This window comes from Paenibacillus sp. FSL H7-0323 (assembly GCF_038002725.1).
GTDB classification, from domain to species: Bacteria; Bacillota; Bacilli; order Paenibacillales; family Paenibacillaceae; genus Paenibacillus_AQ; species Paenibacillus_AQ odorifer.
Genome location: NZ_JBBODB010000001.1, coordinates 2149703 through 2161056, shown reverse-complemented (window position 1 = coordinate 2161056; position 11354 = coordinate 2149703). Strand labels below are relative to the sequence as shown.

The 11354-nt window shown below is 45.9% G+C and carries 11 protein-coding genes; all 11 read left to right on the top strand.

The genetic code is table 11. From position 1 onward, the window contains the following. The first annotated feature begins 127 nt into the window (after positions 1 to 127). The 11 genes from rimP to pnp all read left to right on the top strand — a co-directional run bounded on the left by rimP (position 128) and on the right by pnp (position 11150). A complete protein-coding gene (gene rimP / locus MHH89_RS09770; RefSeq protein ID WP_076127842.1) occupies positions 128 to 595 on the top strand; it encodes a ribosome maturation factor RimP in 468 nt (155 codons plus the stop codon). Positions 596 to 621: 26 nt separating this feature from the next. Next, positions 622 to 1719, top strand: coding sequence for a transcription termination factor NusA (gene nusA / locus MHH89_RS09765; RefSeq protein ID WP_036688470.1), 1098 nt, complete (start codon positions 622 to 624; stop codon positions 1717 to 1719). 28 nt (positions 1720 to 1747) lie between these two features. Continuing rightward, positions 1748 to 2056: an RNase P modulator RnpM gene (rnpM, locus tag MHH89_RS09760; protein WP_036688467.1), complete on the top strand. Its 309-nt coding sequence runs from the start codon at positions 1748 to 1750 to the stop codon at positions 2054 to 2056. Further along, the gene (locus tag MHH89_RS09755) at positions 2049 to 2372 is read left to right on the top strand and encodes a YlxQ family RNA-binding protein (RefSeq protein ID WP_036688466.1); all 324 of its coding nucleotides are present in this window, start codon (positions 2049 to 2051) and stop codon (positions 2370 to 2372) included. Before rnpM ends, MHH89_RS09755 begins: the two co-directional genes overlap by 8 nt. Beyond that, positions 2365 to 5025, top strand: a complete 2661-nt coding sequence (infB, locus tag MHH89_RS09750) for a translation initiation factor IF-2 (RefSeq protein ID WP_341086955.1) — start codon at positions 2365 to 2367, stop codon at positions 5023 to 5025. Before MHH89_RS09755 ends, infB begins: the two co-directional genes overlap by 8 nt. An 18-nt stretch (positions 5026 to 5043) precedes the next feature. Beyond that, positions 5044 to 5391 carry a 30S ribosome-binding factor RbfA gene (gene rbfA / locus MHH89_RS09745; protein ID WP_076127845.1) on the top strand — a complete coding sequence of 116 codons (348 nt, stop codon included), beginning with the start codon at positions 5044 to 5046 and terminating at the stop codon, positions 5389 to 5391. A 72-nt stretch (positions 5392 to 5463) separates the two neighbouring features. Then, the gene (locus MHH89_RS09740) at positions 5464 to 6441 is read left to right on the top strand and encodes a DHH family phosphoesterase (protein ID WP_076106341.1); all 978 of its coding nucleotides are present in this window, start codon (positions 5464 to 5466) and stop codon (positions 6439 to 6441) included. Next, the gene (truB, locus tag MHH89_RS09735) at positions 6438 to 7352 is read left to right on the top strand and encodes a tRNA pseudouridine(55) synthase TruB (protein WP_076127847.1); all 915 of its coding nucleotides are present in this window, start codon (positions 6438 to 6440) and stop codon (positions 7350 to 7352) included. The genes MHH89_RS09740 and truB overlap by 4 nt, the downstream gene beginning before the upstream one ends. A 37-nt stretch (positions 7353 to 7389) precedes the next feature. Further along, the gene (locus tag MHH89_RS09730; protein WP_076127848.1) at positions 7390 to 8337 is read left to right on the top strand and encodes a bifunctional riboflavin kinase/FAD synthetase; all 948 of its coding nucleotides are present in this window, start codon (positions 7390 to 7392) and stop codon (positions 8335 to 8337) included. Positions 8338 to 8485: 148 nt separating this feature from the next. Next, positions 8486 to 8755 carry a 30S ribosomal protein S15 gene (gene rpsO / locus MHH89_RS09725; RefSeq protein ID WP_036656390.1) on the top strand — a complete coding sequence of 90 codons (270 nt, stop codon included), beginning with the start codon at positions 8486 to 8488 and terminating at the stop codon, positions 8753 to 8755. 292 nt (positions 8756 to 9047) lie between these two features. Further along, positions 9048 to 11150, top strand: a complete 2103-nt coding sequence (gene pnp, locus MHH89_RS09720) for a polyribonucleotide nucleotidyltransferase (RefSeq protein WP_076127850.1) — start codon at positions 9048 to 9050, stop codon at positions 11148 to 11150. Positions 11151 to 11354: the final 204 nt, after the last annotated feature.

Below are 11354 nucleotides of genomic sequence, written 5' to 3'. Positions count from 1 at the left end.
AGTCCAGTTTCCCTATGGTATAATTTCTTTGGTAATAATGAGATAAGTCCGTTGTGTAAAGAGTGGGGAAACCCACTCTTTATCTTTGGTATATAGCAAAAGACAAGTTCGTGGAGGTAATTTTCTTTTGAGCACACCCAAATCTAAAATTAAACAAACGGTAGAGCAGATGCTCGGGCCCTATCTCGACGACAATGGTTTCGAACTGGTGGACGTTGAATACGTGAAGGAAGGCTCCAATTGGTTTCTGCGTATATTCGTAGATAAAGAAGGCGGCATTGATATTGATGACTGCGGGATCATTAGCGAATATTTCAGTCAGAAGTTAGATGAGAATGATCCTATTCCTGAGGCATATTTCCTTGAGGTTTCCTCGCCGGGAGCAGAGCGTCCTCTCAAAAAAGCTGCGGATGTAGCTAAAGCGGTAGGTAAGGACGTGTATGTGACTGTTTATGAGCCGATTCAAGGACTCAAAGAATTTGAAGGTCGTTTGCTCTCGTTCGAGAACGAGGAACTGCTCATCTCCGCGGGCAAAAAAGAACATGTAGTACCGTACGCCAAGGTCGCAAGTGCGAGATTGGCCATTATTTTTTAACGTCTTGAAAGGGGGGCCGGAAATTCATGAGTATGGAGTTTATTGAAGCAATGAATGAGCTGGAGAGGGAGAGAGGCATCAGTAAAGATGTGCTGTTTGAAGCGATTGAAGCGGCGCTGATCTCTAGTTATAAACGTAATTTCAATGCAGCACAGAACGTGCGTGTTGACATGAATCGCAATACAGGTGTCATTAAAGTGTTTGCCCGCAAGTTAATTGTTGAGGAGGTCCTGGATACAAGGACTGAAATCTCATTGCCGGCAGCCAGAGAAATTAACCCGCATTTCCAGCTGGAAGATATCGCTGAGCTTGAAGTGACACCGCGTGATTTTGGACGTATTGCCGCACAGACTGCTAAGCAGGTTGTAACTCAACGAATTCGCGAGGCAGAGCGTGGACTTATCTATAATGCTTTTATCGACAAAGAAGATGATATCGTTACTGGACTAGTTCAACGTCAAGATATGCGGAACATTTACATTGATCTTGGTAAAATCGAAGCGGTTCTTCCGCTTAGCGAATTGATGCCAGGTGAAAAGTTCAAACAAAGCGAACGCATCAAGGCTTATATCACAAAAGTTGAGAATACAACAAAAGGTCCGCAGATTATGCTCTCCCGCAGTCATCCTGGATTACTGAAGCGTCTGTTCGAGCTTGAAGTTCCTGAAATATTTGATGGTGTAGTTGAGATTCGTTCTGTAGCCCGTGAAGCTGGCTTCCGCTCGAAGATTGCTGTGTATTCCCGCAATCCAGAAGTAGATCCCGTTGGTTCTTGCGTAGGTCCAAGAGGCACACGCGTTCAGACCATCGTTACTGAGCTTCGCGGTGAGAAGATCGATATCGTCCGTTATTCTGATCTGGTGCAGGAATATGTTGCGAATGCACTTAGCCCTTCAAAGGTTCTTGAAGTTCAAGTCTTTGAAGCGGAGAAGATGGCGAGAGTTATCGTTCCTGATTATCAATTGTCACTGGCTATCGGTATTAAAGGGCAAAATGCACGTCTTGCCGCTAAACTTACCGGCTGGAAGATTGATATCAAGAGTGAAACTCAAGCGGAGCAGGAATACGGCAGACCGAAATCTTCTATTGATGAAATGCATCAGGATTCCGTCTCCATAGATTAATTAACCTGCTTGACGGGAGGCGTTTGTTATGAAACAAAAAAAGGTGCCGCTGCGTAAATGCGTTGCTACCCAAGAGATGATGCCTAAAAAAGAGCTGATTCGTGTGGTAAGAACGCCTGAAGGTGAAGTGCTGATTGATCTGACGGGCAAGAAGTCAGGCCGTGGTGCTTACATATGCGGCAAGCTTGAATGCTTTCAGCTGGCACAAAAGAACAAAGCACTTGACCGTGCATTGAAATGTCAAGTGAGTCCTGAAATCTACGCCCAGCTAGCCCGGGAGTTTACTTCCGTGGAAGAGCAGTTTCTAGCAGCAAAGGATAGTGAGGATAATGAGTAAGGCGCTTTCTTATTTAGGGCTTGCCATGAGAGCAGGCAAGATAGTCACCGGTGACGAGGCTGTACTCAAAGCTGTACGGTCTTCAGAGGCGAAGCTGGTCGTTCTGGCAGGTGACGCTTCAGATAATACCCAAAAAAAGTTCCGTGATAAATGCGGAACTTACGATATTCCACTAGTAATCGCATTTCACCGGGATGAACTCGGTGCAAGTATTGGTAAAGACCAGCGTGTAGTACTGGCCATTACGGATAAAGGATTCGCGGAAATGATCTCCAAGCAACTCGGAGATACTGTCGGAGGTGGATTTATTGACTAAAGAAGAGAACAAAGATAAATTGCGCGTGTACGAATACGCCAAGTCACTAAACATGAGCAGTAAAGAAATTATTACTATTCTGAAGCGTTTGAATGTCCCTGTGAATAATCATATGAGTGTCATGGAGAATGGATCCGTGAACAAAGTTGAACAGTTCTTTAAGGATATCAAATCAAACGCTGCAGCCAAGCGGGATACCGGCACCAGCAGCCGGCCGGTAACAACCGGTGCGGTAACAGCCGAACCTCAAAGTGCTCAGAATGCCAACAAAAATCAACAGGAAAAGCAGGTAGGTATGAACAGTAACCAAAACAACAACCAATCGACGACGTCCCCAAGGCCCCAAAGCGGACAAGATTCCCGCAGAACACAAACAGGTTCAACGCAGAATGCACGTCCGCAACAAAGCGGTGCTCCACGTACTAACAGTACTAGCAGTACTAGCAGCAGCCGCCCGCAAGGCAGCACTACTGGCGGCAATCGCCCACAAGGTAGCAATACCGGTGGCAGCCGTCCGCAAAGCAGTAATACTAGCAGCAACCGTCCACAAGGTAGCAATACCGGTGGCAGCCGTCCGCAAGGCAGCACTACTGGTGGTAGCCGCCCACAAGGCAGCAACACTGGTGGAAGCCGTCCACAAGGCAGCAACACAAGTGGCAGCCGTCCGCAAGGACAAAGCAGTGCACCACGCACTGACAGCCGTCCACAAGGTCAATCTGGCACAGGCGGAGGTTTCACACGCGGTGATGACAGAGGTCCTAAAAAGAACACAACTGGTGGCAGACCGAATAATAATCAAAGACGTTTCGATGATGGTAAAGGTGGTAACTACCGCGGTCGTGGTGGTAAGAACGGCCGTGGCAAGAACCAGCCAATGGTACACCGCGAGAAGATCGATAACACACCTAAGAAAATCATCGTTCGTGGCAGCATGACCGTTGGTGAAACAGCGAAATTGCTTCACAAGGATGCTTCTGAAGTAATCAAAAAGCTGATTTCGATGGGTGTTATGGCTACCATCAACCAAGAACTTGATATCGACACCATTTTGCTACTCGCTGCTGAATTTGGCGTAGAAGTAGAAGTGAAGATTCCTGTTGACGAGGACAGCTTCGAAACAGTGGAAGAGAATGACAATGAAGAGGATCTTCAGACTCGTCCTCCAGTAGTTACTATTATGGGTCACGTTGACCATGGTAAAACTACACTACTTGATGCTATTCGTTCGACCAATGTGACGCTAGGCGAAGCCGGCGGAATCACTCAGCACATCGGTGCTTATCAAGTCGAAATCAACCAAAAGAAAATCACGTTCCTTGATACACCTGGTCACGAAGCATTTACTGCTATGCGTGCTCGTGGTGCACAGGTTACGGATATGACAATTATCGTAGTAGCTGCTGATGACGGTGTTATGCCTCAGACCGTTGAAGCTATTGCACACGCTAAGGCTGCTGGACTTCCGATTATTGTCGCTGTTAATAAAATCGACAAACCGGGTGCAGATCCTGATAAGGTGAAGCAAGAGCTTACAAGTTATGAACTTGTTCCTGAAGAGTGGGGTGGAGATACCATCTTCGTTAACCTCTCTGCGAAACAACGTATTAACTTGGAAGAACTGCTGGAAATGATCCTGCTCGTAGCTGAAGTTAATGAGTACAAAGCGAACCCTGACAAACGGGCACGCGGTACTGTTATAGAAGCTGAGCTTGATAAATCCCGTGGACCAGTTGCTCGTATACTCGTTCAGAACGGTACGTTGAAAGTCGGCGATGCCTTTGTAGCAGGTAACTGCTTCGGACGTGTACGTGCGATGGTCAATGATAAAGGTCGTAAGATCAAAGAAGCTGGACCATCTACTCCAGTAGAAATTACTGGTTTGACTGAGGTGCCACAAGCTGGCGATCCGTTTATGGCTTTTGAAGACGAGCGTAAAGCGCGTGCGATTGCTGATAGACGTTCTACTTCCCAACGTCAATCTGAGCTGAATACGAACACCCGTGTAACTTTGGATGATCTGTTCCAGCACATTAAAGATGGCGAGATCAAAGACCTTAACGTGATTATCAAAGCTGACGTACAAGGTTCAGTCGAGGCCCTTAAAGGATCCTTGGCTAAGATCGAAGTGGAAGGCGTGCGCGTGAAGATCATTCACAGCGGTGCTGGTGCGATTACTGAATCTGATATTACGCTTGCAGCAGCATCGAATGCTATCGTTATCGGCTTTAACGTTCGTCCAGACGCACAGACCAAAGCAGCTGCTGAGCAAGAAAAAGTAGATGTTCGTCTGCACAACATTATCTACAACGTAATTGAAGAAATCGAAAGTGCCATGAAAGGTATGCTCGATCCTATCTATAAAGAGAATGTTATCGGTCACGCGGAAGTTCGCAGCGTGTTCAAAATCAGCAAAGTGGGTACCATTGCAGGATGTATGGTTACTTCCGGTAAAATTACCCGTAATGCTGAAATGCGCTTGATCCGTAGCGGAATCGTAGTGTTCACAGGTAAGGTTGATACTTTGAAACGTTTCAAAGATGATGCCAAAGAAGTGGCGCAAGGTTATGAATGTGGCATAACTTTGGAACGCTATAATGACGTCCAAGAGGGCGACATTATCGAAGCGTTTCTTATGGAAACTGTAGAGCGCTAAGCGAAGAGGTGAATATAGATGTCTAAAATTAGAGCAGGACGAGTGGGCGAGCAGATCAAGAAAGAGCTTAGTCAACTTATCCAAAGCGGTCTGAAAGACCCTCGAATCGGTTTTGTAACTGTAACTGGCGTAGACGTGACTAACGATCTATCGCAAGCCAAGGTATACCTAAGCGTGTTCGGGGATGAAGAGCAGAAGTCAGACTCGCTTAAAGCGATTGAGAAAGCCAATGGTTTTCTTCGCTCAGAGCTTGGCAAGGCCATTCGCCTTCGGCATACACCGGAGCTGATCTTCAAGTTCGACGAATCTGTCGCTTATGGCAGTCATATTGAGAAGCTTCTTGGAGAGCTTCATAAGAACGATTAGAAATAAGTGATTAAAGTGGGGTTCAAAATAGCGTTATGCTATTTTGAACAACCTTTAAAAAGGAGACGGCGAATGCAGAGCTATGAACAAAGTCTCCAGCAGACCCGTGAGTTTCTGCTGGAACACGACGATTACCTTGTAGTGTCGCATGTTCAGCCGGACGGAGATGCAGTCAGCTCCACCCTTGCGGTGGGCTGGCTTCTCTCATGTCTGGGCAAAAAATATACTATGCTGAATGAAGGACCGATCCCGAAGCGAATGGAATACCTATGGCATTCGGATGAAATCATCAATATGGCCTCTAGTGAACCGCCCCGTCAATACAGCAACGTCATCTGTGTGGATTGTGCGGATTTTCAGCGAGTAGGGCTGACAAATCGCTATTTTGCGAATGAGGCTCTTATCCTGAACATTGATCACCATCCAACAAATAACGGTTATGGATTCGTTAATTTAATCAAACCGGATGCAGCTGCGACAGCGGAAATTTTGTTCGACCTGCTGAAGACATTCGAGATCGAATGGGATATTGATATCGCCACAGCTATATATACGGGTCTGTTAACAGATACCGGTGGTTTTCGTTATACCAACACATCACCAAAAGTAATGGCAGCTGTATCTGAGCTATTATCCCTTGGGGTTAACGGTCCTGAACTCGCTGAGACATTGCTTGAAGAAATGACGCTGCCACAGGTTAAAATATTAAATAAAGCCTTAAATACGCTGGAATTATCTCCTGAAGGAGATATTGCCTGGCTATATGTTACACCCGAGCATATGATCGAATGTGCTGCTGCTAATGAAGATTTGGAAGGAATCGTAAACTACCCTCGTAATATTCGGGGCGTGGAAGTAGGCATTCTTTTTAAAGTTATTCACGAACATGCGGTCAAGGTTAGCCTGCGTTCTGCCGGTAAAGTTGACGTGGCTGCATTGGCGCAAACGTTTGGAGGCGGCGGTCATACCCGTGCTGCAGGTGCGCGTATAGAAGCTACGCTTGAAGAGGCAATAGCTCAGGTGCTTGAGGAGGTAAGACGTCATTTATGAGTGAATTAGAAGGTGTTCTGGCGGTTTATAAACCGGCAGGCTTCACTTCACATGATGTTGTAGCCAAGGCACGTCGGATTCTCGGCATGAAACGAATTGGTCATACGGGGACACTAGATCCCCAAGTGACTGGTGTATTGCCGCTTTGTCTGGGACGTGCGACTCGCGTTGTGGAGTATATTCAGGAGCTGCCCAAAGAATATGTGGCAACACTGAGACTGGGGATGTCCAGTGATACTGAAGACTTAACTGGAACCATTACGGAAACTGTTGATGAGGTTCATGTAACTGAGGAAGAGATTCTTGCAGTACTTGCCTCTTTCAAAGGCGTAATTTCTCAGGTTCCTCCCATGTACTCTGCGGTGAAAGTCGACGGCAAACGTCTTTATGAATTGGCTAGAGAAGGCAAAACCGTTGAACGGAAAAGTCGCGAAGTAGAGATTTATGAAATCGAAATGACGGATATGACTTGGGAAGGTAATCATCCCGACATCACTTTCCGGGTATTATGCTCCAAAGGCACGTATATTCGTACACTTTGTGTAGATATCGGTCGTGCGCTTGGACTGCCGGGTGTAATGGTGAAGCTGGAGAGAACAATGTCGGCAGGAATTTCTGCCAGCCATTGTTTATCCCTTGAGGATATTGCCGCGCACAAGGAAGCCGGAACATTGGAAGATCATTTAATCGCTGCTGATGAGGCAATTTCGCATTTGCCTAAGCATACCGTTATGGATGAGAAGAAGAAGGCAGCACTGCAAGGGCAACGTTTGTCTTCGCGGTTCATTGCTCCAGAAGTGAAGACAACAGGTCAAATTCGGCTATACGATCTTCAGGGATTGTTTCTTGGCATTTATGAGCTGGAAGAGACAGGTGCTATTGCCCCAGTAAAGGTGTTTGCACAAGCTTAAATCAATTTTACCAAGTGAATTGTAGGTGAGAAACAGCGTGAGAACCGTAACGTTAACCTATCCGATGTCGCCGGAGACTGCTGCCGAATGGGCACAACCTCAAGTGGCTGCTCTAGGGCAGTTTGACGGCCTGCATCGTGGACATGCCAGCGTCATTACATCCGCTGTAGCCTTAGCCCGTAAACAAGGTGTGCCGGCTGCAGTCCTTACATTTCATCCTCATCCCAAAGATGTTATGGGTAAGGGAGATTATGAAGGGTACTTGACGCCACCCTTTGAAAAGCAAGAGATTCTTGCCAGCATGGGTGTCGATATCCTGTATGTTGTTGAATTTAATGAGCAGCTTTCCCGGGTTAGTCCACAGAATTTTGTCTCTGTTATGCTTTTACCGCTACATATTGTAACAGCAGTTGTTGGCTTTGACTTTCGCTTTGGCTACCAAGGTGAAGGCGATGTTGAGATGCTTCGCAAACTGGGTGAAGGTGTTATGAATGTGGAAGTTGCTCCTCCTTTTCTGCTTGAAGGTGAAAAGGTTAGCAGCTCCGGCATTCGTAAAAGTCTCCAAAATGGAGATCTGGGGCTGGCAAACTCCTGGTTCGGACGTTGCTATCATCTGCGTGGTGAAGTGGGGCATGGTGAGAAGAGAGGCCGCACAATTGGTTTTCCAACTGCCAATTTGAAGCTCAGTGATCATTTTGTCATTCCGACCAAAGGTGTATATGCGGTCCGAGTCTTTTATAAGGATAAAGTTCTGTACGGGGTTATGAATGTGGGTGTTAAACCAACCTTTCATGAGGGTGTGTTAACTCCGAGCTTTGAGGTTCATCTTTTTGACTTCGAGGGTGACCTGTATGATCAAGAGCTTAAGGTAGAATTGGTAGCTTACATTCGTCCAGAACGGAAGTTTGACTCCATTGGAGCATTGATTACTCAGATTGGCGAGGATGCAGAAACCGCGAAGAAGATTCTGGAGTATAATTTATAGTCATCCCGGACAAGCCGTTTACTTTTGTTAATGGAGATGCTATACTAAGTAACGTTGCTGGCTTACAGCATCATAACCTTAGCTTGGTTGCACGTTCTCACCGACGGTGACGAGGCTAGTGGCGATTATATTGAAGGAGGTGAACAGGATGGCATTAACTCAAGAACGTAAACATCAATTGATCGACGAGCACAAAACTCACGAATCCGATACTGGATCCCCTGAGGTGCAAGTTGCTATCCTAACGGAGAACATCGTTAATTTGACTGACCACTTGCGTACGCACAAGAAAGATCATCACTCCCGTCGTGGATTGTTGAAAATGGTTGGACAACGTCGTAAACTTCTGGCGTATTTGAAAAACAAAGACATCAGACGTTACAGCGCCCTGATCGAAAGACTGGGATTGCGTCGTTAATTTTCCATAAGATTACTCTTAAAGCAGCCTGGTTGTATACCGTATGTCCTTCTCGGAGCGACAGCGGGACAGCTGGGTTGCTTTTTGAAAATTTAGGGAAAACTTAATATTAGGATCGATGAGATTATTCGCAAAAACGGCGACTTTACTTTTCAGTAAGGCCCAGCCGTTTCTTCTTATATGCATACAGAATAGGCAGCCTCCTTTGGGACAAGCCTTTCCAATTCATTTAGATCGATATGTGAACCTGCTATTTTAGACTGCGGGTCTACTACTATTCAAGGAGGTATTTATGGAAAAACGTGTAGAAATGCAGCTGGGTGGAAGACGCCTTGTGCTGGAAACGGGCCGCCTGGCTAAACAAGCAAACGCAGCCGTTATGGTGCGTTACGGGGATACTTCGGTATTATGTACCGTTACGGCTTCAAAAGAGCCTAAGGATCTGGATTTTTTCCCGCTTACAGTTAACTATGAGGAAAGATTATATGCGGTAGGTAAAATTCCTGGCGGATTTATTAAACGGGAAGGTAGACCGAGTGAGAAAGCGATTCTGTCAAGCCGTTTGACAGACCGTCCAATCAGACCACTATTCCCTGAAGGATTCCGTAACGATGTTCAGGTATTGAATATGGTAATGAGTGTGGATCAGGACTGCGCACCAGATATTGCTGCTATGATCGGTACTTCAGCTGCACTTAGTATTTCCGATGTGCCTTTTGATGGACCCATCGGCGGCGTTGCTGTAGGTCGGATTAATGGAGAGTTTGTGATCAATCCGGATATGTCTCAGCAAGCAATCAGTGATGTTTATGTGGTGGTTGCTGGAACGAAGGATGCAATCATGATGGTTGAAGCAGAAGCGAACGAAGTGACGGAAGATGTGATGCTCGAAGCGATTATGTTCGGTCATGATGAAATCCGCAAGATCGTTGCAACCATTGAAGAACTGGTTAAAGTGGCTGGTAAAGAAAAAATGGCTGTGAAGCTGCATACAGTGAATGCTGACGTGAATACTGAGGTCCGTGCATTTGCTGAGGCTCGTCTGGTGGAAGCCGTTAAAATAGCTGAAAAACATGCGCGTCAGGAAGCGATTGATGTCGTTAATGATGAAGCGGTTGCGTATTTCGTAGAGAAGTACATAGAAGCACCGGAGCTTCTGAAAGATGTTAAAGAAGTCCTACATGATATCGTGAAGGATGAAGTAAGACGTCTAATCACACATGATAAGGTTCGTCCAGATGGACGTAAACTTGATGAAATCCGTCCGATTGAATGTGATACAAGTCTGTTACCGCGTACACACGGTTCCGGTCTGTTTACACGTGGACAAACACAAATCCTTAGCGTTTGTACTCTTGGAGCACTAGGTGATGTGCAAATTCTTGACGGAATCGATCCTACTGAAACGAAACGTTTCATGCACCATTACAACTTCCCGCCGTTCAGCGTAGGGGAAGCTCGTCCGCTTAGAGCACCAGGACGCCGTGAAATCGGTCATGGAGCACTTGGAGAACGTGCATTATCCAAGGTTATTCCTAGTGAAACTGAATTCCCGTACACGATTCGTCTAGTATCAGAAGCGATTGAATCTAACGGTTCTACTTCCCAGGCAAGTATCTGTGCCAGCATTCTGGCTATGATGGACGCTGGTGTGCCAATCAAAGCACCTGTAGCCGGCGTAGCAATGGGTCTGATCAAAGACGGAGAGCATGTCTCCATCCTGACGGATATTCAAGGTATGGAAGATCATCTCGGAGATATGGACTTCAAGGTAGCTGGTACAGCAGAAGGTGTTACAGCTATTCAAATGGACATTAAGATTGCCGGTATCGATCGCAAAATTCTTCAGGATGCACTTCAGCAGGCTAAAGAAGGCCGTCTGTTCATCTTGGACAAAATGAATGAAGCGATCTCTGCGCCAAGACCTAATCTGTCCAAATATGCTCCAAAAATCATTATTATCAACATCAATCCGGACAAAATCCGTGATGTTATCGGTGCTGGTGGTAAGATTATCAATAAAATTATTGAAGAAACCGGCGTAAAAATCGACATCGAACAAGATGGCCGTGTCTTTATCGGTTCTTCAGATGAAGAAATGATCCAAAAGGCGCGTTCGATTATCGAAGGACTTGTGCGTGAAGTACAAGTTGGAGAAATCTATGTGGGTACAGTTAGACGTATTGAGAAATTTGGAGCATTTGTTGAACTAATTCCGGGTAAAGACGGATTGGTACACATTTCCCAATTGTCTACTGAGCGCGTAGCTAAGGTTGAAGATGTTGTAGCTGTCGGGGATACAATTACCGTTAAAGTTACCGAAATCGACCAACAAGGCCGGGTTAACCTGTCGCGTAAAGCGGTATTGACTTCGGAAACTGGAGCTAAAGCTTAAGTTTCGATTGTAGAGGTACCTTTTCTAAAGTACCTAATAGCATAATAAAAGGAGACAGAAGCGATTGCGTTCTGGCTCTTTTTTTATATGAAATAAAGTAATGTGCATCACTATCACGCCTCTGGCCTCTGTTCTTATGACATAAATTCCTCTCTTGTCTCATAGATTGGGACAAAGTGTCTTTGTATTCGTGTGGAACGGACT

Coding starts and splice junctions, on each gene's coding strand:
- nusA (WP_036688470.1), top strand. CDS start 622: ATGAGTATGGAGTTTATTGAAGCAATGAATGAGCTGGAGAGGGAGAGA.
- truB (WP_076127847.1), top strand. CDS start 6,438: ATGAGTGAATTAGAAGGTGTTCTGGCGGTTTATAAACCGGCAGGCTTC.
- rpsO (WP_036656390.1), top strand. CDS start 8,486: ATGGCATTAACTCAAGAACGTAAACATCAATTGATCGACGAGCACAAA.
- MHH89_RS09755 (WP_036688466.1), top strand. CDS start 2,049: ATGAGTAAGGCGCTTTCTTATTTAGGGCTTGCCATGAGAGCAGGCAAG.
- MHH89_RS09740 (WP_076106341.1), top strand. CDS start 5,464: ATGCAGAGCTATGAACAAAGTCTCCAGCAGACCCGTGAGTTTCTGCTG.
- pnp (WP_076127850.1), top strand. CDS start 9,048: ATGGAAAAACGTGTAGAAATGCAGCTGGGTGGAAGACGCCTTGTGCTG.
- rnpM (WP_036688467.1), top strand. CDS start 1,748: ATGAAACAAAAAAAGGTGCCGCTGCGTAAATGCGTTGCTACCCAAGAG.
- rbfA (WP_076127845.1), top strand. CDS start 5,044: ATGTCTAAAATTAGAGCAGGACGAGTGGGCGAGCAGATCAAGAAAGAG.